This is a genomic window from Candidatus Poriferisocius sp., from assembly GCF_965208355.1.
Taxonomy (GTDB): Bacteria; Actinomycetota; Acidimicrobiia; order Acidimicrobiales; family Bin134; genus Poriferisocius.
Window position 1 is genome coordinate 845824 of the sequence record NZ_CBDBOM010000003.1, and the last position, 23904, is coordinate 869727.

General features: G+C 64.7%; 20 protein-coding genes and 1 pseudogene. 11 read left to right on the plus strand and 10 right to left on the minus strand.

The window, feature by feature from the left end:
- The first annotated feature begins 6 nt into the window (after positions 1 to 6).
- From ACOGXH_RS05150 to ACOGXH_RS05170, 5 genes and pseudogenes are all read left to right on the plus strand, one after another.
- Positions 7 to 816, plus strand: a complete 810-nt coding sequence (locus ACOGXH_RS05150) for an enoyl-CoA hydratase/isomerase family protein (protein WP_419928046.1) — start codon at positions 7 to 9, stop codon at positions 814 to 816.
- Positions 817 to 863: 47 nt separating this feature from the next.
- Positions 864 to 1151, plus strand: coding sequence for a hypothetical protein (locus ACOGXH_RS05155; RefSeq protein WP_419928047.1), 288 nt, complete (start codon positions 864 to 866; stop codon positions 1149 to 1151).
- Positions 1152 to 1163: 12 nt separating this feature from the next.
- Positions 1164 to 1397: pseudogene (locus ACOGXH_RS05160) on the plus strand (UGSC family (seleno)protein); the annotation flags it as partial.
- Complete coding sequence (locus ACOGXH_RS05165) at positions 1398 to 2444, plus strand: hypothetical protein (RefSeq protein WP_419928048.1); 1047 nt, start codon at positions 1398 to 1400, stop codon at positions 2442 to 2444.
- Positions 2444 to 3088, plus strand: a complete 645-nt coding sequence (locus tag ACOGXH_RS05170) for a thiamine diphosphokinase (protein WP_419928049.1) — start codon at positions 2444 to 2446, stop codon at positions 3086 to 3088. Before ACOGXH_RS05165 ends, ACOGXH_RS05170 begins: the two co-directional genes overlap by 1 nt.
- Here the strand turns inward: ACOGXH_RS05170 and ACOGXH_RS05175 are convergent.
- Both ACOGXH_RS05175 and ACOGXH_RS05180 read right to left on the minus strand, forming a co-directional pair.
- Positions 3081 to 3545, minus strand: coding sequence for a nuclear transport factor 2 family protein (locus ACOGXH_RS05175; protein ID WP_419928050.1), 465 nt, complete (start codon positions 3543 to 3545; stop codon positions 3081 to 3083). The two genes, ACOGXH_RS05170 and ACOGXH_RS05175, sit on opposite strands and share 8 nt — an antisense overlap.
- 70 nt (positions 3546 to 3615) lie before the next feature.
- On the minus strand, positions 3616 to 4629 hold the full coding sequence (locus ACOGXH_RS05180; RefSeq protein WP_419928051.1) for an NADP-dependent oxidoreductase: 1014 nt from the start codon (positions 4627 to 4629) through the stop codon (positions 3616 to 3618).
- 56 nt (positions 4630 to 4685) lie between these two features.
- On the opposite strand from ACOGXH_RS05180, the gene ACOGXH_RS05185 reads away from it, so the two are divergent.
- The 3 genes from ACOGXH_RS05185 to ACOGXH_RS05195 all read left to right on the plus strand — a co-directional run bounded on the left by ACOGXH_RS05185 (position 4686) and on the right by ACOGXH_RS05195 (position 10820).
- Positions 4686 to 6071, plus strand: coding sequence for an amidohydrolase family protein (locus ACOGXH_RS05185; RefSeq protein ID WP_419928052.1), 1386 nt, complete (start codon positions 4686 to 4688; stop codon positions 6069 to 6071).
- Positions 6072 to 6145: 74 nt separating this feature from the next.
- Complete coding sequence (locus ACOGXH_RS05190) at positions 6146 to 8464, plus strand: arylsulfatase (protein WP_419928053.1); 2319 nt, start codon at positions 6146 to 6148, stop codon at positions 8462 to 8464.
- 31 nt (positions 8465 to 8495) lie between these two features.
- Positions 8496 to 10820 carry an arylsulfatase gene (locus ACOGXH_RS05195; RefSeq protein WP_419928054.1) on the plus strand — a complete coding sequence of 775 codons (2325 nt, stop codon included), beginning with the start codon at positions 8496 to 8498 and terminating at the stop codon, positions 10818 to 10820.
- On the opposite strand, the gene ACOGXH_RS05200 is transcribed toward ACOGXH_RS05195, so the two are convergent.
- Entirely contained in the window at positions 10821 to 12305 is a 1485-nt protein-coding gene (locus tag ACOGXH_RS05200; protein ID WP_419928055.1) for a sulfatase-like hydrolase/transferase, read from the minus strand.
- 108 nt (positions 12306 to 12413) lie between these two features.
- Here ACOGXH_RS05200 and ACOGXH_RS05205 point away from each other — a divergent pair, with 108 nt between their 5' ends.
- The 3 genes from ACOGXH_RS05205 (at position 12414) to ACOGXH_RS05215 (ending at position 16377) form a co-directional block, all read left to right on the plus strand.
- Positions 12414 to 14576, plus strand: a complete 2163-nt coding sequence (locus ACOGXH_RS05205) for an ABC transporter substrate-binding protein (RefSeq protein ID WP_419928056.1) — start codon at positions 12414 to 12416, stop codon at positions 14574 to 14576.
- Between the two features lie 81 nt (positions 14577 to 14657).
- Entirely contained in the window at positions 14658 to 15434 is a 777-nt protein-coding gene (locus ACOGXH_RS05210) for an ABC transporter ATP-binding protein (protein ID WP_419928057.1), read from the plus strand.
- Positions 15421 to 16377, plus strand: a complete 957-nt coding sequence (locus ACOGXH_RS05215) for an ABC transporter permease (protein ID WP_419928058.1) — start codon at positions 15421 to 15423, stop codon at positions 16375 to 16377. Before ACOGXH_RS05210 ends, ACOGXH_RS05215 begins: the two co-directional genes overlap by 14 nt.
- 65 nt (positions 16378 to 16442) lie before the next feature.
- Here ACOGXH_RS05215 and ACOGXH_RS05220 read toward each other — a convergent pair whose 3' ends face one another.
- From ACOGXH_RS05220 to ACOGXH_RS05250, 7 genes are all read right to left on the minus strand, one after another.
- Entirely contained in the window at positions 16443 to 16805 is a 363-nt protein-coding gene (locus ACOGXH_RS05220; RefSeq protein ID WP_419928059.1) for a hypothetical protein, read from the minus strand.
- Positions 16798 to 18285 carry a DNA-methyltransferase gene (locus tag ACOGXH_RS05225; RefSeq protein WP_419928060.1) on the minus strand — a complete coding sequence of 496 codons (1488 nt, stop codon included), beginning with the start codon at positions 18283 to 18285 and terminating at the stop codon, positions 16798 to 16800. The genes ACOGXH_RS05220 and ACOGXH_RS05225 overlap by 8 nt, the downstream gene beginning before the upstream one ends.
- A 173-nt stretch (positions 18286 to 18458) precedes the next feature.
- Complete coding sequence (locus ACOGXH_RS05230) at positions 18459 to 18749, minus strand: hypothetical protein (RefSeq protein ID WP_419928061.1); 291 nt, start codon at positions 18747 to 18749, stop codon at positions 18459 to 18461.
- 90 nt (positions 18750 to 18839) lie between these two features.
- Entirely contained in the window at positions 18840 to 19637 is a 798-nt protein-coding gene (locus ACOGXH_RS05235; RefSeq protein WP_419928062.1) for an ABC transporter ATP-binding protein, read from the minus strand.
- A gap of 3 nt (positions 19638 to 19640) precedes the next feature.
- Positions 19641 to 21539: an ABC transporter ATP-binding protein gene (locus ACOGXH_RS05240; protein ID WP_419928063.1), complete on the minus strand. Its 1899-nt coding sequence runs from the start codon at positions 21537 to 21539 to the stop codon at positions 19641 to 19643.
- On the minus strand, positions 21539 to 23479 hold the full coding sequence (locus tag ACOGXH_RS05245; protein WP_419928064.1) for an ABC transporter ATP-binding protein: 1941 nt from the start codon (positions 23477 to 23479) through the stop codon (positions 21539 to 21541). Before ACOGXH_RS05245 ends, ACOGXH_RS05240 begins: the two co-directional genes overlap by 1 nt.
- Positions 23476 to 23904 (minus strand): MarR family winged helix-turn-helix transcriptional regulator, encoded by a 429-nt coding sequence (locus ACOGXH_RS05250; protein WP_419928065.1) that lies wholly within the window; start codon positions 23902 to 23904, stop codon positions 23476 to 23478. Before ACOGXH_RS05250 ends, ACOGXH_RS05245 begins: the two co-directional genes overlap by 4 nt.

Below are 23904 nucleotides of genomic sequence, written 5' to 3' on the forward strand. Positions count from 1 at the left end.
CCGGGCATGAAGCCCTATCCGACGCCGCCCGAGGGCCTGCTGGTGGTCTCGGCGCCGCCGATACTGACCATCACCCTCGATCGGCCTCAGCGCCGCAATGCGCTGACCGACGATATCGTTCTGGCTCTGATCGACACGCTGGAAGCGGCCAGCGCCGATGAGGAGATCAGAGCGGTCCTGCTCAACGCCACCGGCGACAATTTTTGCAGCGGCTTCGACTTGGCCGGTCGGGCCGGCGACGGTACCCGGCCCCGACCGGGCAGCATTTCCCGGCGCATGCCCTATCTGGTGAACCGGCTCATCCCGGTGATGCTGGAGGTGCAGGTGCCCATTGTGTGCGCGGTGCGGGGTTGGGCGGTGGGACTGGGCTTCAGCCTGGTGTTGGCCTCCGATTTCGCAGTGGCGGCTGACGACGCCCGTCTACGGGCGCCGTTCACCGCCATGGGCATCACCCCCGACAGCGGGACTTCCTGGCTGTTGCCCCGGCTGGCTGGTGTGGCCCGAGCAAAGGGCATGCTCATGCTGGGAGAAGAAATTTCCGGAGCTGATGCAGCCGACTGGGGGCTAATCCATCGGGCTGTGCCCCCTGACCGCGTTGATGCCGAGGTTGCCGCTTTGTCCGGTCGGTTGGCCTCATCGGCCACCGTGGCCGTCGGGCTGACCAAGACTCTCGTCCAGCGGGGCAGAGAACGCAGCCTGGAAGCCCACATGAGCGAAGAGGCGTTTGCCATGGAGTTGTCGTCCCGCTCGGCCGACTTCCAGGAGTGGGCCGCGTCCCGCCAAGAGGGCCGCCCTCCCGATTTCACCGGCCACTAGGCCTTTCTCAAACCGCCACCATTGGCACCGGCCGGTAGTCTGCGGGCATGTTGGTATTGGATCCGACAGCATCTCCACCGGCGGTAGACGCGAATCGGGGTCCCGACGCCGGTCCGCTGGTCGGCAAGCGGGTGGGTATTCGCTACGACCTCACCTGGCGCTCATTCCTGTGGACCACCGATGAGTGGACCCGCATGCTGGAGGCGGCCGGGGCCGAGGTGGTGCCGTGGTGCTCGGAGTCCCGCCAGGACGTCAAGCTCGAAGACGCGGTGCTTGAGGAACTGGAGAGCTTCGCCACCGACGTGGACATCGCCATCGTCGGTCTGGGCAATTGAGGCAGCTGCACGTCTTGGACCGTTCACGACGCAGTTGCGGTGGCGGCCCAGGGCAAGACGGCGGTCGCCGTCGTAACCGAAGAATTTGTGCCGTTGGCCGAGATCATGGCCAGAAACATGGAGCGGCCCGGCCTGCGGTTGTGCGTGCTGCCCTATCCGCTGGACACCCGCCCCGAACCGGAGGTGCGCCAGATCGCTCACGATTTCTGGCAGCCGCTGTTGGATTCACTGGGAGTGCCGCAATAGATGACCTCTGACGGTGGCGCCATTCCCGACGGGCAAGTCGAGGCCCCCGATGACCCGATGGAATTCATGGCCTGGGCGACGGCCCAGGGCTGGGGCGACGGCCTGCCGTTGATCCCGCCTACGCCGGAGCGGGTGGCCCAGTTCACTGCCTCTGCCGGCCGCCCAGCCGACTCGGTGCTGTTGGAAGTGCCGCCGGCCAATGCCTGGTGCACGGTGGAGAAATTGGCAATCAATGCCTGCATGGCCGGGGCCGCCCCTGAGGCCATGCCGCTGATGATGGCCGCGCTGGAGGCCATGGCCGAGCGACCGTTCGACCTGTTCGCCCTCAACACCACCACCAGCTCAGTGGTGCCCTGCCTGTTTGTGAACGGCCCTTCCCGCGACCGCCTGGACCTGCCCTACCAGGCTGGCTGCTTCGGCGGCGCGGCGGGGGCGGGACCAGCCATCGGCCGGGCCATCCGGCTGGTCATGCGCAACGTGGGCGGACAGGTGGCTGGTGAGACGTCCAAGTGCGTACTGGGCCAACCGGCCCGGGTGGTGGGTCTGGTGATGGGGGAGTGGGAGGAGCGTTCTCCGTGGTCGCCGCTGGCCGAGCGCCGGGGGGTGAGCGGTGACGCGGTGACCGTGTACGGCACCATCGGAACCATGGACATCGCCGACATCGCGGCCGACGACGGCCGTTCTCTGGCCTGGGTCATCGGCCAATCGCTGGCCTATGTGGGCACCAACGCCTACATCTCCCACTGGGGCGCCGAGGTCATGGTGGTGGTGCCCCCGCCGTGGGCCGACATGCTGGCCGCCGCCTACCCGACCATCGAAGACGTGCAAGAGGCCCTATGGCGAAACGCCTGCCATCGGGTGGACGACTTTCCCGAGACCCATAAGAGGTGGTTGGCTGAGCGCGACCGGATCAGCCCCGACGGCACCGCCTACATCGTGGAGCACCCCTCCGATGTGATCGTGATGTGCGCCGGGGGGCTAGGCAACCTCCACGCCGGTGGCCTGCACAATTTCGGCCCCACCCGGGCCATCACCCGACCGTTCTGATGGCGTCGCCACCTGAGCCCGGAGTCACCGTGGTCGTGGTGGCCGGGGGCGACCCCCCGACGCCCGAAGAGATCGTCCGTCTCCCAGTCAATCCAGTAGTCGTTGCCGCCGATTCCGGACTTGACTATGCCCAGGCAGCCGGGCTGACAGTGGCCGTTGCGGTCGGCGACATGGACTCGGTATCGCCCGAGGCGCTGGCCGCTGCCGAGCAGGCCGGCACCCGTATCGAGCGCCACCCCTCCGACAAAGACCAAACCGACTTGGAGCTGGCCCTGGAGCTAGCCGCCCGCCTGGCCGACCGGGTCATCGTCATCGGCGCCGGCGGCGGCCGTCTGGACCATCTCATGGGCAACCTGGCCGTGCTGGCCTCCCCGCAGTGGTCCGGTGTCAACATCGAAGCTTGGTTGGGCAACGCCAAAGCAGTGGTGGTCCACCACCACCGAGTACTGGACGTGGAGCCCGATACCACCGTGTCCCTGTTCGCCCTCGGTGGCCCGGCTCGTGTAACCACTACCGGCTTGGCCTGGCCGTTGAACGAGGAGATCCTCGACCCCCTCACCAGCCGAGGAGTAAGCAACCGCGCCACTGACACCCCTCCTTCGGTCTCGGTTTCCGAGGGAGTGGTTTTGGCGGTAATCAGCTAGGCCGCTCCACCGGAAACACCCGATTCCCCTCAACGGCAATCCGCTGCCGCCGCAACCGCAGCGTGGCAATCCGCCATTGCCCATCGTCGCCCTTGCGATAGGTCTCCTCGTACCAGCCGGTACCCCACATCTGGCCCACACCGCTCTCGGGCGGCCAGTCGAGGTGGTCCTCCATCGACCACACGGCCGAGGCGGTATCGGGCCCGTTGATGCTGATCTCGCTCATGTGCCCGTGGTGGGTGGTGATGATCGGGGCCAAGATGGGCTCCAAGTACACCCGGAAGGCCTTGTTGCCGGTGATGTCGGAGTCTTCGCCGGTGTCGTCGGGGGTGGAGATCACCACGTCGTCACAGAAGACGTCTTCCCACTCGTCCCACCGCTTCTGGTCCATCAACCGGAAGTAGCGGGCCTTGAGCTGGCGAATGGCCTCGATTTCCACCAAATCCTCAGGAGTCATGGCTGGCACGCTAGTCGGCTGAAACTCGCATCAGCGCTGTCACCGCTATCTCGTTGCGGCCTCGCTGAAGTCAGTCGCCAACTGAAACTCGCACAAGCTGCTTGCCGATATTGCGGCCCTCGAAGAGCCGAGCCAGCGCTTGGGGCACATTCTCGATGCCGTCCACCACGTCCACTCGGTAGCGGATCCGACCGTCGCGTACCCACTGGGCCAGGATGGGGAGAGCCTCGTCGAAGCGGTGGAAGTAGTCGGTGATGATCACGCCCTGCACCTTCAACCGCCGGAACAAGATATTGCGGAACAAACGGGGCGACCACCAGTCGCCCTCGGCGTTATAGGTGGAGATCAGTCCGCACAGCACCACCCGGGCATGGTTGTTCACCTGGCCCAGAACGGCGTCCATAACCTCGCCGCCCACATTCTCGAAGTCCACGTCGATCCCGTCGGGGCACGCTGCTCGGAACTGCTCGTCCAGGCTGCCAGCCCGATGGTCCACGCAAGCGTCGAAGCCCAATTCCTCGGTAACGAACCGGCACTTCTCCGGTCCGCCAGCAACCCCCACCACCCGGCAGCCCACGATCTTGCCGATCTGACCGGCCACCGAGCCGGTGGCTCCGGCCGCCGCCGACACCACCAAAGTCTCGCCCGGGCGGGGCTCGCCCAGGTCCAGCAGACTCCAGTAGGCGGTCATCCCGGTGGGGCCGAGCACGCTGGTAAACGCCTCAATCGGCAGCCCCAATTCCATGGGGATGCGCTCGGCCCGGTCGAGCACCGAGTACTCCTCCCAGATCAGCCCGCCAGTGACCACGTCGCCGGGCTGGAACTCCGGATGGCGGGACTCGATCACCGTGCCCCACGAGCGGCCTCGCATGGGGTCGCCCACCTCTATGGGGGGCATGTAGGCATCGATGTCGCTCATCCAGATCCGGTGGGTGGGGTCCATCGACAGAAAGGTGTTCCGCACCAGCAGTTGGCCTTCACCGGGCTCGGGCACGGCCAGCTCGGTCAACTCCAGGTCGTCAGCAGTGATGTCGCCCTGCGGTCGAGCCCGCAGAATCCACCGCCGGTTTCGCTCGCCGCTCATGTCGCTTCCCCTGTGGTCACCGGCACACCCTACGGTCTTATCACTAGCCTCAGCTCATGAGCGAGATGTCACCCGCCGAGGTCAGGGAGCGGATCGACCACCCAGTGGTGGACAGCGACGGCCACTATTGGGAGCACTGGCCCGACTTGGACCGTTATGTGCGAGACGAGGGCATCAGCGAGGGTTTGAACGCGCTGTGGGCCACGGGAACATTCGATGGGAGCCCCCACTGGGCCGGGGTGGTCCCTGAAGAACGCCCCCGAGTGCGGCCATTTCGCCAGACGTGGTGGGGGGTCCCGTTCGCCAATACCGACGACCTTGCCGCGGCCATGGCCCCATCGCTTATGTATCGCCGCCTCGACGAGCTGGGCTTGGACCTGGCTGTCTGCTATCCGACGTGGGGCCTGGTGGTTCCCAGCCAGCGCAACGATGAGATCCGCCGGGGGCTGTGCCGGGCCTGGAATCGCTACACCGCCGACGTATATGACGGCTTCGGCGACCGGCTGGTGCCGGTGGCCACCATTCCCACCGCCACCCCTCAAGAAGCGGTGGCCGAATTGGACCACGCCGTGGTCGACTTGGGCTTCAAGGTGGTGATGCTGGGCGGCTTTGCGGTGCGTGATCTCGACAGCGGAGGCACCTGGATCGACTCGCTGGGCCTCGACAGTGCCTACGACTACGACCCGCTTTGGCAGCGGCTAGTGGAGCTTGGCGTGGTGGCCGGCTTCCACTCCGGGTCGATGGGGTGGAGCGGTCGGCGCTCCATCACCAACTTCTCCTACAACCACATGGGCAACTTCGCCGGGGCCAGCGAGGCCACCCTCAAGTCGCTCCTGTTCGGCGGCGTGCTCCATCGATTTCCCGACCTGCGGCTCAACTTCTTGGAAGGGGGCACAACCTGGGCGGTGCAGTTGGTTCACGACATGATCGGCCACTACCACAAGCGCGGCCCTGAGGGTCTCCCTGCCTACGACCCCGACGCCTTCGAACCCGACCGCTTCGACAAGCTGCTGGCCGAGCACGCCGGACGGCTCAATCCCGAGCCCGGCTTCGGGTCCCAGTTCGCCGACTTCTTCCGCACTCCTGATGTGGTGAACGACTTCGAGGCCGCCGGGATCACCGGGCCCGACGATGTGATCCGCCAGATCTCGACCACCTGTTGGTTCGGGTGTGAGGCCGACGACCCCCTCACCCGGCTGGCCTTCGACCCGGAGCTCCCGGGGGGCGTACCCCTGAACGCTGTCTTCAGCTCCGATATCGCCCACTGGGATGTCGCCAACATGGTCGACGTGATGCCTGAGGCCTATGAGCAGGTGGAGAACGGATGGCTCGACAAGGAGCAGTTCCGGGCCTTCATGTGCGACAACGCAGTGCGGCTCTGCACCGGCGCCGACCCCGGCTTCTTCAAGGGCACGATCCTCGAGGACTACCAGCCGGACTGAGCTCCACCCCGTCGAGGAAGAGAGGCGCCTCGCAGCAAGTGCCGTATTGTGTCGGCGGATCACTGGGAGGATTCATGACCGATCAGCGCCAGCAGGAGCACTATCCGGGGTTTGAGGGCACGGTTGGGAAGATCATGGCCACCTCCGAGTCGTGGTGGCCGCCTCGCCCGACGGCGCCGGCCGGCGCCCCAAATATCGTGGTCGTGCTGGCCGATGACCTGGGCTACTCCGATGTGAGCTGCTACGGCTCGGAGATCGCCACCCCGGCCATCGACGAATTGGCCGCCACCGGGGTCCGCTATACCAACTTCCACGTCACCCCGCTGTGCTCACCCACCCGGGCCGCGCTGTTGACTGGGCTCAACTCCCACCACGTGGGCGTGGGATTTGTGGCCAACGCCGATCCCGGCTTTCCCGGCTATGCCAGCGAGCTGCCCCACAACCAGTCGACGCTGGCTGAGATGCTCAAGGCCAGCGGCTACGCCACCATGGCGGTGGGCAAATGGCACCTGTGCAAGGAAACCGACTTGTCGATCGCCGGTGACAACCATTCGTGGCCGCTCCAGCGGGGCTTCGACCAGTTCTACGGATTCCTGGAGGCGCTCACCAACTTCCATCACCCCCACCTGATGTACGAGGGCAACAGCCCCATCGACATCGCCGAATACCCCGAGGGGTACTACCTCACCGACGACCTCACCGACCGGGCCTGCCGCATGATCCGCGAGGTCAAAGCCACCGACCCCCAAAAGCCGTTCTTCCTCTATTACGCCCACGGCGCAGTCCACGCCCCATTGCACGCGAAGGCCGAGGACATTGCCCGCCACCGGGGCAACTACGACAAGGGCTGGGACCAGCTTCGGGAGGAGCGCCTGGCCCGCCAGATCGAGCTGGGGGTGGTGCCGCCGGGCACCGAGCTGCCCCCCCGAAACTTCGAGCCCGACGAGGACGTGGCCGCGTGGGACAGCTACCCGGAGGGTGAGCGCAGGGTCATGGCCCGCTACATGGAGGTGTACGCCGCCATGGTGGAGTCCATCGACGACAGCGTGGCCCGCATCCGGGCTGAATTGCAGGCCATCGGCCAGCTCGACAACACCATCTTCGTGTTCACCAGCGACAACGGGGCGTCTCGAGAAGGTCGGGCCCAAGGAACCATCTCGTACTTCACCTACAGCAACCCAGGAGCGATGTCGTCGGCGTCGGTGGGCGAAGAGGAGATGGACGCCCTCGACGCCATCGGCGGCCCCACCACCTGGCCCCATTACCCCCGGGGCTGGGCCATGGCCTGCAATACCCCCTTCCGGCTCTACAAGATCACCTCTTACCGGGGCGGCCACTCGGTGCCGTTCGTGCTGTCGTGGCCGGCCCGCACCGCGGCGGTGGGAGGGGAGCTGCGCCACCAGTACGCCCACATCATCGACCTGCTGCCCACCCTGGCCGAGTTTTTGGACCTGGACATCCCCGCCGAACGCAACGGGCTGGTCTCCGAGGCGCCCGACGGCGTTTCGTTCGCCGCAACACTGCACGATCCCGACGTCGCGTCCGAACGCACCGAGCAGTACTACGAGTGCATCGGCCACCGGGCCTACTACCGCGACGGCTGGGCCGCGGCCGCGTTCCACGAGTTCATGACCCCGTTCAGCACCGACCGGTGGGAGCTGTTCAATCTGGCCGAGGACATCAACGAGCGGGTCGACTTAGCTGAAGCCGAGCCTGATAAGCTGGCCGAACTGGTGCGGGCCTGGGAGGTGGCCGCCTGGCGCAACCGGGTGTACCCCCTCGACGAGGGCACCGGCCTGTACCGCCTGCTCCGCCCCGCCGAGCACGAACTGCTCACCCGACCGCTGACGATCCTGCCCGGCACTCCCACCGTGGAGCGCTACCGGGCCTCCCGGGTCATCGCCGGAGGAAACTTCACCGTCACCGTCGAGCTCGACCACCGTCCCGGCGACCAGGGCGTGCTGGTGTCCCACGGCGGACAGGCGTCGGGCTACGTGCTGTACATCGAAGACGGCGCACTGCACTTTGAGGTGAACAGCGGCGGCCAGCCCATGGTCTTCGACCCCATGGCGCTGCCGGGGGAGTGCCGACAGATCGTTATCGACGTCCAGGCCCCCGGCGGCCGTATCTGGAACATAACGGTGAGCGCCGACGGGAACACCGGCATCACCGCCACAGACGTCCCCCAGATCTACGGCTTCATCCCCTGGGAGGGCATCGACGTGGGGGTCGACCGCCGCTCTCCGGTGTCATGGCAACTCCACCAGCGCCACGGCTCCTTCCCCTACACCGGCACCATCCAACAGGTCACCTACGTCCCCGGCCCCCCCGCCCCCGACACTGAAGAAGTCCGCCTCGCCGAACTCCGCGAAATCGGAATGGGTTTGGAATAGCACTAACCTCCCAGCCGACTCAGGAGGAGAGATGACTGATCAGCGCCAGCAGGAGCACTATCCCGGATTCGGAGGCAAGATCGGCCGCATTATCGCCACCTCCGAGTCATGGTGGCCGCCCAAGCCCATGCCGCCGGCCGATGCTCCCAACGTGGTGATAGTTCTGGCCGACGATCTGGGCTTCTCCGATCTGGGCTGCTACGGCTCGGAGATATCCACTCCAGCCATTGACGCGATGGCCACAACCGGGGTGCGCTACACCAACTTCCACGTCACCCCGCTGTGCTCGCCCACCCGGGCGGCGCTGTTGACCGGGCTCAACTCCCATCACGCGGGCATGGGATTTGTGGCTAACGCCAATCCCGGCTTTCCCGGCTATGCCGGCGAGCTGCCCCACAACCAGTCGACGCTGGCCGAGATGCTGCGGGCCAACGGCTACGCCACCATGGCAGTGGGCAAGTGGCATCTTTGTTTGGAGTCCGACCTGTCTGTGGCTGGGGACACCCACTCGTGGCCGTTGCAGCGGGGTTTCGACCAGTACTACGGGTTCTTGGAGGCCCTGACCGATTTCCATTTCCCCCACCTGCTCTACGAGGGCAACAACCCTGTCCACATCGACCAGTACCCGGAGGGCTACTACCTCACCGACGATCTCACCGACCGGGCCTGCCGCATGATCCGCGACGTCAAGACCACCGACCCCGATAAGCCGTTCTTCTTGTATTACGCCCACGGGGCGGTCCATGCCCCGCTGCACGCCAAAGCCGAGGACACCGCCCGCCATCGGGGCAACTACGACAAAGGCTGGGACCAGCTCCGCGAGGAGCGTCTGGCCCGCCAGAAGGAGTTGGGCATCGTACCGCCCGACGCCCAACTGCCTCCCCGAAATACCGAGCCCAACGAGGACGTGCGGGCCTGGGACAGCTACCCCGAGCCCGACCGCCGGGTCATGGCCCGCTATATGGAGGTGTACGCCGCCATGGTGGAGTCGATCGACGACAGCGTGGCCCGCATCTCAGCCGAGCTTGAAGCCCTTGGCCAGCTCGACAACACCATCTTCGTGTTCACCAGTGACAACGGCGCATCCCGCGAGGGCCGAGCCCAGGGCAGCACCTCGTATTTCACCCACAGCGGGACCGGTGCCCGGCCCTCGCCACCAGTGAGCGAATTCGAGTTGGAGGCCCTCGAGGCTGACGCCATTGGCGGTCCCACCACCTGGCCCCACTATCCCCGGGGCTGGGCCATGGCCTGCAATACCCCCTTCCGGCTGTACAAGATCACCGCTCATCGGGGAGGCCATTCGGTGCCCATGGTGTTGTCGTGGCCGGCCCGCACCGAGGCGGTCGGCGGGGAATTGCGCCATCAGTACATCCACATCACCGATCTGCTGCCCACCTTGGCCGATCTCTTGGGCCTGGACGTGCCCACCGAGCGCCACGGACAGGCTTCTGACGCTCCCGACGGGGTGTCATTTGCGCACTCCCTGGATGATCCCAACGCCCCCTCCGACCACACCGAGCAGTACATCGAGTGCATCGGCCATCGGGGCATCTATCGCGACGGCTGGTCGGCGGCCATTTTCCACGAGCATCACACCCCGTTCAGCTCCGACCGCTGGGAGCTGTTCAACCTGGCCGACGATTTCAACGAGCGCAATGACTTGGCCGCCGCCGAGCCCGAGAAGCTGGCCGAACTGGTCGAGGCCTGGGAGGAGGCCGCCTGGCGCAACCGGGTCTTCCCTCTCGATGAGGCCTCTGGTCTGTTCCGCACGGTGAAGCCGCCCGAGCACGCCAAGCTGACTCGGGAGATGCGCATTCTGCCCGGATCGCCCACGGTGGAGCGATTGCGATCGTCCCGGCTCATCGCCGGAGGCAACTTCACCGTCGCAGTCGACTTGCACCACCGCCCCGGCGACCAGGGCGTGCTGGTGGCCCACGGCAGCCAGGCATCGGGCTATGTGCTCTACATCGAGAACGACGCCGTGTGTTTCGTGGTCAACAGCTCTGGCCGGTACCTGATGGCCGATCCCATGGAACTGCCGGGGGAGTGCCGGCAGGTGGTGGTCGATGTCCAAGCCCCCGGCGGCCGCATCTGGAACGTCTCAGTGAGCGCCGACGGCCAAGTTGGGACCTCGCTCTCCGACATTCCTCAGATGATCGGCTTTTTGCCTTGGCAGGGAATCGATGTCGGCCTCAACCGGCGTTCTCCAGTGTCGTGGGACATCTACCAGCGCCACGGCACCTTCCCCTACACCGGCACCATCCACCAAGTCACCTACACCCCCGGCCCCCCGGCCCCCGACGCCGACGACGTCCTCCTAGAAGAGTTCCGCGAATTCGGCATGGCACTGGAGTAGCTAGGCCCCGTACTCAGCCGCCTCCAGTTCCTTTAGCAACTCAAACCGCTCCCGCAGCTCACCGCGCCGAGTGCGGTCGTTGGCCAGGTTCACCAGCTCGTACGGGTCGTCTTCGTGGTCGTACCACTCGTGATCGTGGTCGTCGAAATCGGCATCAGGCCCGAACAGCATGGAATCCCCCAGTGATACCCCGAGGTTGCTGACTCCTCCGCCGATGCCGTAGTAGCGGCAGTACTTGTGGCGGCCGTCGAACACGCCGGAGGAGGCGTACCGCACCTTCTCCACCCCCAGGTACCACGGCCATCGCTGGGCGAACAGGATGTGGTCGCGGACCAGTGCCGACTGTTTGTCGAACAGCGGGCTCAGGCTCTCCCCGGGCAGTTCAGCAGCATTTACCCCGGCCAACTCCAAGATGGTGGCGGCCAGGTCGGTGTGGCAGGTGAGCGACTCGGTGGCAGTCCCCGCAGTAGTCAACCCCGGTGCTGACAGGTACAGAGGGATCCGCATGGTCTCTTCGTAGTTCCACGGCCCCTTGGATCGCAGGCCGTGCGAGCCGCACTGGTCGCCGTGGTCAGAGGTGAACACCACCACGGTGTTGTCCCACTGGTCGATGTCGTCCAGCGCGGCCAAGATCACCCCCAGGCACTGATCACTGAGCTGGTGGAGCTTCACGTAGTAGTCGAGCTGGCGCAGCCATAGGTCGCGGTCGCCGGGATCCATCGGCCCCGGGGTGCTATTGCGCTCCATCTCCAGCAGCCACCGTCGATGTACCTCAGGCTTGGTGTGGAGGTCGTCGTGAAAGTTCTCGGGCAGCTCGGTACACCACCGCTCGATCTCGGGGGCGAAGGCCGGCAGGTTGGTGGCCCGACCCCACTTGCGCCGGTCCAGCTTTTCCCGGCTCTGGGCCACGTAGTCGGGCTCCTGTTCCCAGAACCAGGGCTGGTCGAGCGGGAACCACATGATGTCGTGGGGGTTCACCAGCCCCACCGTCAAGAACCACGGCTGGGTTGCGCCCCGCTGGTTGCGCAGCCAGGCGGCCGAGTCGGCGGCGATGGGCTCGTCAAACTCAGTGCCGCTGCCCGGCAGTCCCCAAAAAGCCATGTCGTTGCCGGTCCAGTCGGAGAATCCGTAGGCCTCCATATCGGGCTCGGCGGCGGCTTCGAGGTGCCATTTGCCCTTGTAGGCGGTGCGATAACCGGCCTCCCGCAGGCGGGTGCCCAGGGTGGGAATGTCGGTGGAGAGCTGGGTGTTGTTGGGATAGCTGGAGTTCTCGGTCACCCCGTGCTCGTCCATGTGGAGCCCGGTGAACAGCGTGGCCCGCGACGGCGAGCACGGCGAGGTGTGGGTGTAGTGGCGGCGGAACTCCAGCGACTGGTCCAACAGGCGCTGGCGGGCCGGAAGCGGCACATCGGATGGCAGCCAGTCTCGCTGGCGCTCCTGGTCGGAAACCAACAGCAAAATGTTGGGAGGGCTGCTCTCCGGCATTATCGGGAGCGTAGCGGCGATTGGTTCTCTATTTCTTGCGCTTCCAATTGATTAGTGCTGAACTATCGGCCTGAACGGCGTCGATTCGCGCGGACCCGAGGGGGATCAATGAAAGCACGTTCTTGGCTGTATTCACTTTTCGCCATTTTGCTGGCGTTTTCGCTCGTTGCCACTGCTTGTGGCAATGACGATGATGACCCAGGGGCAGGTGATGCCCCGTCGACGGCTACAGATGATTCCGGCGACGGCGCTGCCGACGATGCGGGCGACGGTATGGCCGACGACTCCGGCGATGCTGCCGACGACTCTGGCGACGATATGGCCGACGACTCCGGCGATGGAGCCGCTGACGATCCGGGCGATGGCCCCGCAGATGACGCCGTTGTCATCGAAGAGATCGGGCCGCCAGAGGACACGGTGGTCACGGTCTGCGATGCGCCATCGTTCACGCAGATCTATGCCAAGGTGATGTCCAACCGGGGCTTTGCCGAGAATCGGGGATTCGAGATCGATTTTGTGGCCTGCCACTCCGGTCCAGCCCAGGCGGCGGCGCTGGTCTCCGGCCAGGTTGATATCGCGCTGAACACCCCCGACAACATGCTGGGCATCCGCAACGCCGATTTCGACGTGGTGATGTTTGCCCAGGCCGTAGACAACCACTTCTTCGACATCGTGGTGTCCAACAACTTCGGTGAGATTGACTGCCCGCAGGGCGACTGGGAGTGCGCCATGGCGGCCCTGAACGGCACCCGGGTGGGTGTGGTGGCCCGGGGTGCCGCCGCCGAGCAGATCGCCCGCCAGCTCTTGGACTCCGCCGGTTTCGATCCCGACGACACCACCTACATCGCCACAGGCTTGGCCGGTACCACGCTGGCCGCGCTGGAGTCAGACGAGGTGGACTGGGCCATCACGTTTGAGCCCGGTTTGAGCCGAGCCGAACTCGATGACATCGGCTACGCCCCGTTCCGGCTGAGGGCCGGCGATGGGCCAACCGAGCTGGACTGGCCATCTGCGGTGATCATCACCGCCCGTTCCTATTGGGATGCCAATCCCAACACCGTGCTGAACTACCGAGCAGCGATACTCGAGTCCATGGAGTGGTTGCGCGATCCGGCCAACCGCGACGCGGTTTTGGAGGAACTGGACGCTCATTTGGGTCTTGATCCTGACGTCGCCGAATACGTCTTCGACCGGAACATCGGCTCGATGACCGTGACCGCCGAACTCGACCCGGTCCGGATCCAAAACAACGTCGACTACGCCGTCGGCCGGGGCATTCTCGCGGAGGCCCAGGAATTCGGCGAGTTCGCGGTGGGCCCGGGCATCGATGTCATCTTGCCGGCAGCGCTGGTGCCCGAGACAACAACCGTCAGCATCTGTCAGGCACCCTCGTTCAACGGCATGATCGCCCATATCGCGGTTGAGGAGGGATTCCTCTCCGACCGCGGAGTCACCGGCGAATTCGTCCAATGTCCCTCAGGACCGGCCAACGCCGCCGCACTGATTGCCGGTGATGTCCAGTTTGTGGGCAATACGCCCGACAACATGCTGGGCATCCGCAACGCCGGCTTCGACGTGGTGATGTTCCAGCAGTTGGTGGACAAGCACTTCTTCGACATCGTGGTGTCCAACAACTTCGGACCGATCGATTGCGAACAGGGCGACTGGCAGTGCGCGATGCAGGAGCTTGAGGGCACCAACGTCGGCGTGGTGGCCCGCGGTGCGGCGGCCGAGCAGATCGCCCGTCAGCTGGTCGACTCCGCCGGTCTTGATCCTGACGGCGCCACTTACATCGCTACCGGCTTGTCGGGCACTACGTTGGCTGCCCTTTCGTCCGGCGAGGTGGACTGGGCCATCACCTTTGAACCCGGTTTGAGCCAGGCCGTGGTCGACGACATCGGCTACGCCCCGTTCAACCTGCGAGCCGGGGATGGTCCGTCGGAGCTCGACTGGCCGTCGTTGGTCAACACCACTTCCCGGCAGTTCGCCGAGGAGAACCCCAACACGGTGGCCATCTTTGCAAGGGCTTCTCGCCAAGCCATGGACTTCATGCGCAATCCGGCCAACCGTGAAGAGGTCTTGGCGTACATGCGGAACTTCCTCAGTCTGGAAGGTGCTGTGGCCGAGACCGTCTTCGATTCCAACATCGGGAGCTTGTCGCTCAACGGCGCCCTCCAGCCTGCCCGGATACAGAACAACGTGGATTACGCGGTAGGCCGGGGCATCCTCGAAGAGGCCCAGGACTTCGACGAGTTCACGGTTTCCCCATAGAACACCCCTCTTCTGGTCGGGCGGCCTGTGATAGGGCCGCCCGACCGGAGGGGCTGACTAAGGTGTCTGAATGGTGGCGTTGTGAATCCAGCGGTCGAGCTTAAGGGCGTCACCCTCATCTTCGGGGGCGACCACCCCAAAGATGAGCCGGTGCTCGCTGTCCAAGACATCGATCTCGCCATTCCCGCCGGCCAGTTCGTGGCTGTGGTCGGCCCCAGCGGGTGCGGCAAGACCACCATCTTGAACATGCTGGCCGGGATCATCGGCGCCACCCGGGGATCGGTGATGCGCCACGGCGAAGAAATCAACGGGCCGAGCGACGACATCGGCTACATGTTGGCCCGCTCTGGTTTGAGCCCGTGGCGCACCGCTCGCCGCAACGTCGAGCTCGGACTGGAGTTCCGGGGGGTACCACGGGGAGAGCGGCGTGAGCGGGCCATGGAGCTGCTGGCCAAGCTGCGTCTGGAGGGCTTCGCCGACTCGTTTCCCTCCCAGCTCAGCCAGGGTATGCGCCAGCGGGTGGCCATCGCCCGCACGCTGGCCATCGACCCCGACTTGTGGCTCATGGACGAGCCCTTCGGCGCCCTCGACGCCCAGACCCGGCTCACCGTCCAGGCCGAGTTCCTGGAGCTTTGGTATGAGACCCACAAGACGGTCATCTTCGTAACCCACGACCTGGAAGAGGCCGTGCTATTAGCCGACCGGGTGGTGGTGATGACCGCCCGTCCCGGCCGTATCAAGTCGGACACCATCGTCGATCTGTCCCGGCCCCGGGTAATCGACGAGCTCCGCTTCGACCCGGTGTTCCGGGAGACCGAGCACAAGATTTGGGAGGAGCTGCGCGGTGAGATCGTCTGACGTCGACGAGCCTCGGGAAGCCGACATGGCCGACCAGATCAGCTTGGCCGACGCCCTCAGCCAGCAAGAGGTCGAGGCCCTCATTCCCGAGGAGTCCATCTGGAGGTACCGGCTGCGCCGACTCGACATCCCGGTCCAGATCTTGCGGATCGCGATCCTGTTCGGAATCTGGGCCCTGTGGCACTTCGAAGTCGTATGGAACGGCTGGGAGGCATTCTCAGTTGCCGGTATCACACCGTTCCCAGACGTGCCCGAGACATTTCGGGCCAGCCCCGGAGAGACCTGGGAGTACTTCACCCAGATCTACCACGAGCAGCTGTTCTGGCAGGACCTCTGGGTCACCGTAAAGGAGGCGCTGTTCGGCTTCGCCATCGGCTCAATCCTCGGATTGGTTATCGGCATCGTCCTGGGGCGCTTCCGGCGGGCGGCCAAGACCATGGGTCCCTTCATCGTCATCATCAACGCCATGCCCAAGATCGCCTTCCTGCCGCTGATATTGATCGTGTACGGCGTGGGCGAGACCTCCAAGGTGGTCTTGGCTGTGATCATCGTGTTCTTCATCGTGCAGGTGCCCACCCAGGCCGCGGTGGCGCTGGTCGATCCCGACCTGGATCTGGTGGCCCGCACCATGGGCGCGTCCCAGCGCCAACTCTTCACCAAAGTCACGCTGCCCGGCATCACCCCGGCGGTGTTCGGCGCGCTGCGGCTGTCGGCGGTTATCTCGGTGTTGGCCGTGGTGTTCGGCGAAATCTTCTCGGCCCGGCGAGGCCTCGGCCAGCGGCTCATCACCGCGGCCAACCAACTGTCCTACGGCGATACCTTCGCCATCGTGTTCATCCTGGCCCTGATCGCGCTGATCATGAACGGCGGCATCGGCTTCGCCGAGCGCAAAGCCCTCCGCTGGCAAGCCACCCAACAAGGCGGCCAAGTCATCTCGCTGTAGAGACCACTAGAAGCGCTTTTCCTTTGGGATGATCAGTGCATCAGGGGCGAGAGCTCCCGATTCAGCTAGGTGCCTGGATCTCGAAAGATCGGCTTGAACTGAAGCTCTAGCTCGATCGTTTCCTCATATATGGCCGAAGTCAGCACTGGTTCGTCTGGATAGACATCTACAGCCTTGTTTGTGGCCTCCATCCATAGCACAAGTGCCTCGGCCCAGCGGCGTTCAACCAGGGCATCGCGGACTTCTTCGAGGTACCCTCCAAGCTGTTCTGGTGGGGTTGCGGCGATCACGTCGAGTGCAAGCGCGTGGCCAATGCTCTCCTCACTTGCACCGAGTAATACCTCTGGAGGGTCCTCATCCATTTGCCTAACCACGGCATAGACGACTCGAGGTAGCTTCCCGTCGTGATCGACGAATGACTTACTCATGAATTTGGACTTGGCCGCTTGCCAATTCAGAGAGTCGTTGCAAGTCGTTGGAATCGAGCATACCAATCACTTCAAAGACCGGTTTCTTGAGACCAGTAATTGCCTTTAATGCTCGATATCCCGAGCTATTCCGAACTGGTTTGTCGGTAGTCAGCAACACTAGAGGAGTAGTGACATCGGACAGATGTAACACGGATGCCTTGCCGATTGCCTTCCACAATGTGTCGTTACGGCGAAGTCCAGGCCGCTTTGTGACGCTGAATGCGCCCGAAACATCGAATAGCCACTTCTGTCCCGCCTGATCAATGGCTTCAAAATTGACCTCCACTCCGCATGAAAAGCGTCTCTTCTCTTCGATTCGGCTAAAGCCGCAGTGTTCGAGAACGTCTTTCGCCATGTCCTGGGCCTTGCGGCCCTCTTGGACAGCACGAGCCTGAAATTCAATGTCCCGTGAGGGGATGGACCCATTGGAGGAGACTTCTGTGTCGTCAACTTCCTCGCTTGGTTCATCACTGGAATCCTCAAAGAGGCGCAAGTTGCCCTGTCTTGATGGGGCTACCGTGACCTCCCAGTTCATTCCTTCGGAGCGTTGTCTGAGACGTTCCCGCTCGCTCTTGACACGCTGTCTGGCCAACTTGATGTAGCCCTTGTCGGTGTCGAGGCCTATGAAATGGCGCCCGGTGCGAACCGCGGCTACAGCAGTCGAACCAGCACCCATGAACGGGTCAAGAATCAGATCGCCGCGGTAGGTGTAGAGATCGATGAGCCGCTGGGGCAACTCAACCGGGAAAGGGGCAGGGTGGCCAACTCGAGTGGCCGACTCTGGGCGTATTTCCCACACGTCGGTGGTGGCTTCCATGAACTCATCGACAAATGCGGTGCCCTCCGATGGGAGTTCCTGGTCCGCTCGTTCGACCGCGGGAAGAGCCCGGTCAAAGCGCCCTTTGGAAGCAATTACCACACGTTCGGTGAGGTCGCGCAGCACCGGATTGCCCGGCCGCTGGAAGCTGCCCCAAGCGCAACTTCCTCCCGCACCCTTGGATTTGTACCAGATCACCTCGCCACGCAGCAGCAATCCCAAGCGATCTTGAAGAATGGCGATCACATCAGCGGAGAGCGAGCGGTAGGGACGGCGTCCCAGGTTGGCCACGTTCACCGCGATGCGGCCACCCGGCTCCAGCTTTTGAACACACACTTCAAATACGTCGTGAAGCATCTCCAAATAGGCGACATAGTCGGCAGGTATGTGGCCCTGACCAACCGCCTCCTCGTATTCCTTTCCTGCGAAATAAGGGGGAGAAGTGACGACCAATGCCACCGAGTTGTCAGACACTTCCCCGATCGTGTCCAGTTGGCGGGCATCTCCCACCCAAAGGCGATCTAGGCAGGCATGGGGAGAAATCGCATTGTCTTCGCTGATCTCAGGTACCGGGAACCGATCGTAGAATGCGGAGGCGTCATGACCCTCTCTTCGGCTCACGCCGAAGCTAGACGTAGAGGTGTTTCGTCGACGTCTAGCGGTCGCGCTCATGATCCCGGGGGCCACTCGCCGCGACCTGCACCAATATGCAGCGCCAACAGTGGGAGTTCGGAGTGCATTTGTCCAAAATACATCGCAGCAGTGACAACTTGGCGGAGGACGGAACTTCGCCGCTATGAAGAAGTGTCAGCCTTGGGATCCGACGCTTCGATTCGGCCTTCTAGCCGGCCCACCCTGCGGCACAGGTCCATAACAACGTCGGTGAGTTTGTCCAACCGCTTGTCGATCCGCTTGAAACCGGTTTCCATGTCTCCCTTTAGTTCGGAGCGGGATTCCTTGAATCCGGTTTCCATGTCTCTTCGGAGTAGGGCGGCGTTCTCGTTCAAGTCCGCCCGGAGTTGGGCGATGTCGGCGCGACGGCCGCGGTCGAGATAGAGCGTCAGGGTGATACTGATCCCCAGCATGGCGAGTATTGCTTGTTCCACAAGTCCTCCTCAGAGGGCTCAATGCATGGGGGAAGCTTGAGGCCAATATAACGCGGCGTGTCAGCAAGTTCAACGAGCTTGGGCGTGCCAGCGGCCGTTGCGGTGCTCCAATTCCAGGTGCAGGTCGAAGCAGGCCGACAGGGAGTCAGACGTCAGCACATCCTCGAGGGGGCCTTGGGTCAGCACTCGGCCGTCGCGAAGCAGCAGCCCGTGGGTGAAGCCGGCGGGAATCTCCTCGGTACGGTGGGTGACCATCACCAGTGGAGGGGCGGAGGGGTCGGCGGCCAGACGGGTGAGGTCGGTCACCAGCATCTCTCGGCCACCCAAGTCCAGGGTGGAGGCAGGCTCGTCCAGAAGCACCAGGCCGGGGTCGGTCATCAGGCTGCGGGCGATCTGCACCCGCTGGCGCTCGCCCGACGACAAGGTGGCGATGGTGCGGTCGCCCAGCCCTCCCGCTCCCACTTGCTCCAGCAACCGCACCGCCCGCTGGCGATCGGCGTCGGTGTATTCGTGCCACCACGGCTCCAGGGCGCCGTGGCGGGCGGTCATCACCACGTCGACGGCCTTCAAATGGGGCCGCAGCATCTGGGCCAGTGCGGGCGACACAAACCCCACCCGGTGCCGCAATCGGCGCACGTCCACCTGGCCCAACCGGTGGCCCAGAACCTCAACCGTCCCGGTGGTGGGGTGTTCGTACAGCGCGGCGATTCTCAACAGCGAGGTCTTGCCGCTGCCGTTGGCCCCCAGCACCACCCACCGCTGGTCACCCGCCACCTCCCAGTCCACATCGGAGAGGATCGGCCGCTTGTCACGGGTAAATCCCACCCCAGCCAACCGCAACGCGGGAGTCGGCCCCTGGTTGCCCATAACTCAGTTGGCGTGGGCCATCCAAGTGGCGTACATCTCGGCATAGTGACCGCCTTGGGCCACCAGTTCATCGTGGGTGCCGATCTCGGTGATCCGGCCGTCTTCCACCACCGCGATCCGGTCGGCCCGCATGGCGGTGGCCAACCGGTGGGCGATGATGATGGCCGTCCGCCCCTCCAGCACCACGTCCAGCGCAGCCTCGATCTTCGACTCCGACCGCAGATCCAGGTTCGAGGTGGCCTCGTCCAGCACCAGCACCCGGGGCCGGGCCAGAAACGCCCGGGCCAGCGCCAACAGCTGTCGCTCGCCGGCCGACAGGGAGGCGCCCCGCTCGTGAACCTGGGAGTTCACGTCATCGGGCAGCCGCTCCAACAGCTCGGTGAGACCGACGGCATGGCAGGCCTCCAACACCTCGGCCATCGAGGCCTCGGGCCGGGCAAAGGCCACGTTGTCGCGGATCGAACCGTAGAACAAGAACGGCTCTTGGGGAACAACGCCCAGTTGCCGGCGCAACGAGGCCAGCGTCACCGTGCGCAGGTCGTGGCCGTCGATGCAGACCCTTCCCTGTTGGGGGTCGTAGAACCGGGCGATGAGCTTGGCTACCGTGGACTTGCCGGCCCCGGTGGGGCCCACCACCGCCATGCTCTCGCCCGGCGCCAGCCGCAAGCTCACGTCGTGCAGCACCGGGATGTGGTCCTCGTAACCGAAGCTCACCTGGTCGAGAGTGATCTCTCCCTCGATGGGGGGCAGCTCCACGGCGTCGGAGGCCTCCATGACCGATGGCTCGTTCATCAGCACCTCGCGCAGCTTCTTGGCCGAGGCCTGCCCCTGCTGGTAGCCGTTGTAGAGCTGCACGAGCTGCTGGATGGGGGCGAAGAAGAAGGTCAGATACAGCACGAAGGCGGTGAGCTCACCGGGGGTCAGGCTCCCGTTGATCACCATGGTCCCGCCGATCACCACCAAAAGGGCCTGGCCGATGATCACAATGGCTTCAGTGGTGGGGGCGTAGATAGACGCGGCCCGCACACCGGCCAAGTTGGCGTCCTTGTGCCGCCCCACCACGTTGTTGTGGTGGACCACGTTGTGGCGCCGGCGGTTGTGGGCGGTGATCACCCGGATGCCGGCCAGGCTCTCCTGCAAATCGGCCAGCACATCGGCGATGCGGTCTCGAACCAGCCCGTAGTACAGGTTGGAGACTCTGCGGAACCAGATGCTGAGCAGGAACGTGCCCGGCACCACGATTACCAGGGTCAGCACGGCCAGCAGCGGGTTCAGATAGAACAGCACGCCGGTGATCACCAAGAGCACCAGGGATTGCACCGCGAAGTTCACCAGGCCCTCTTGGAACAGCACGGTCAACGCTTCGATATCGCTGGTCATGCGGGTCATCAGCACGCCCGCCTTCTCCCTGGTGAAGAAGTCCAGCGACAGCCGCTGGTAGTGAGAGAACACCCGCATCCGCAGGGTGTACATCAGCCGTTCGCCCAGCTTGCCGGTATAGCGAATGCGCAGAAACGAGCTGAATGCATGGGCCACCACCGTGCTCAAGAACACGGCGGCCACCACCAAGAGCACCTGGACGTTGCCTGAACTGACGCCGTGGTCGATGCCGATCTGGGCCAGCAGCGGACCCGACTGCATCATGGCCGACTCGATCACCACCAACAGCAGCGCCATGGCCAACTGGCGCCGGAACGGCCACAGCAGCGTGCGCAGGGTGAGGGGCGGGTCGGCCGGTTGGCGGTGGCTGAAGTCCACATCGACCGGGGGATACTGGGGCTCCTTCCTCAGCACTTCCTCGACCTGGATACGGAGATTGCCGGGCACGCCGGCGTGGGGGAGCCCGGCGTCGCGGGCCGCGCTCTGGGCCTGGGGCCCGCCGAAGTACCCTCCCCAGCCCATCAGCCGCCGCCCCCGAAGGACCAGGGTTCATCGCCGCTCTTGGGGAATCCGGGCATCTCGCTGTCGAATTTGCGACCTCTGGTGCGGTCGCCGTCGCCGTTGCCCGAAACGCCGCCCATCTCGTCGTCGCCATGGCGGGCCAGGATCTCCACGTAGTGGGGATCGGTGGCCAGAAGTTCGGCGTGGGTGCCCGTATTGGCCACACGGCCCTGATTCAGCACCACTACCCGCTCGGCCAGGCTGATGGTGGACAGGCGGTGGGCGATGATGATGGTGGTGCGGTTGGCCATCAGCTCTTGCAGGGCCTGGTGGATGGCCTCTTCCACGGTCACGTCGATGGCGCTCGTGGCGTCGTCCAGCACCAGCACCTTGGGGTTGGCCAACAGCGTGCGAGCGATGGCGATGCGCTGGCGCTGGCCACCCGACAGGGTGTAGCCCCTCTCACCCACCACCGAGTCGTAGCCGCGGTCCAATTCGCTGATGAAGCCGTGGGCCTGGGCCGCCGTCGCTGCCGTCACAACATCGGAGCGGGAGGCGTCGGGGCGGGCGTAGGCGATGTTGTCGTGGACCGACGCTGAGAACAGGAATGGCTCGTCCAGCACCAGCCCAACGGTGTGGCGCAGGCTTCGCAGGGTCACGTCCCTCACGTCGAGTCCGTCGATGCGCACCGAGCCGCCGTCCACGTCGTAGAACCGATCCAAGAGCCGGGCCACGGTCGACTTGCCGGTTCCCGTGCTGCCCACGATGGCCACCCGTTCGCCGGGTTCGATGTGCAGGGTGAAATCGTCAAGCACCGGGGTGTCGGGGTTATAGCCGAAGCTGACCTCTTCGAATGCCACCTCACCTCGGGGGTCGACGATGTCCACCGCGGCGGGGGAGTCGACGATCTCGGGTGGTTCGTCGAGGATCTCGTAGATCCTCTGGGCCGCCGCGCTGGCCCGCTGGGTCTGCATGAGCATGAACCCCGCCATGCGGAACGGCACTTGGAGCATGATCACATAAGCGCTGAAGGCCAGCAGTGTCCCGATCGACACCACGCCCTCGATGGCCAGCCAGCCGCCGTAGAGCATCACCATGGCGGTTCCCAGTCGGGGCAGCGATTCGATGAGGGGGTTCCAGCGGGACCGGCTGTTGGCGATTTCCACGTTGGTCCAATAGATGCGCTGTGCCGACCGCCCCAGCAGGGCGATCTGGCGCTCTTCGGCGGCGAACGACTTCACCACTCGGGTGCCATTCACGTTCTCGTCCACGATGGTGGCCAAATCGGCCATGCGGGCCTGGGTCACCCACGACAGCGGGAACACCTGGTTGCGGAATTTGAGGCCGAACCAGTACACGCCGGGAAGTGGGGCCAGCGCCACCAGCGCCAGCCAGGGGTGGACGTACATCATGAACCCCAAGGCCATCACGAACATGAGCACGTTCATGCTGATGAGCGGTCCGAATGCGAGCAGCAGTTGCAGTGAGCGGATGTCGCTGTTGGCCCTAGAGATGACCTCCCCCGACTGGGTGCGGTCGTAATAGGAGAACGACAACCGGGTCAGGTGCTCGTACATGATGGCCCGCAGGTCGGTCTCCACGTTCCATCCCAGCTTGAACAACTGATAGCGGTAGACCCCGCCGAACACCAACCGCCCGATGCCAAAGGCGGCGGTGAGCCCGAACACCAGCCATAGGGCCCCACGATTGCCCTCGATGGCCGCGTCCACTGCCGAGCGGCCCAATGCCGGAACTGCCGCCTGGATGGCCAGGGCCACCACGCCGGTCACGACACCGATCAGCATTGTCCGGCGGTAGGCCTGGACCATCGGCCAGAGCCGCTTTATCCATCCTTTGGTCTTGTCGGGATCAATGCCGGCCGGGGGCGGGTCGTATTGGGCCTCTACCGCGACCGGCTCGAATTCAGGCGTGCCGACAGGGCCGACGTCGATCGCGGTCACTGCCGGGTCTCCAGGGCGGCGCGATGGCGGTTGAGCGCCTCATTCCAGAGGGCCAGCCCGTCGACGGCCTCATCGGTCTGGTGCTCATCGAGGTGGGCGGCGATACCGGAGATCCGCTCGGCCACTGCGGCATCGGCTGCGGCCAGCGCCTCTCGTCCCGCGTCGGTCAGCTCATGGGCAACTTTGCGGCGGTCGGCCGGGTCGGATTTCCGTTGCAGCAAACCCCGCTTCTCAAGCCCGTCGGCCAGCGCAGTCACGCTTGGCCGGCTCACCGCCAACCGCCCGGCCACAGCCGAAGCAGCCGCGTTTCCTTCCGAAAGGAACAGCAGCAGGCGATACTGGGAGGGTGACAATTCCAGGTCTCCCAGCGCCACGGCCACTTGGCGGGCCAGACGCGTCGCCGCCCGCCCCGCTTCCAGTGCCAC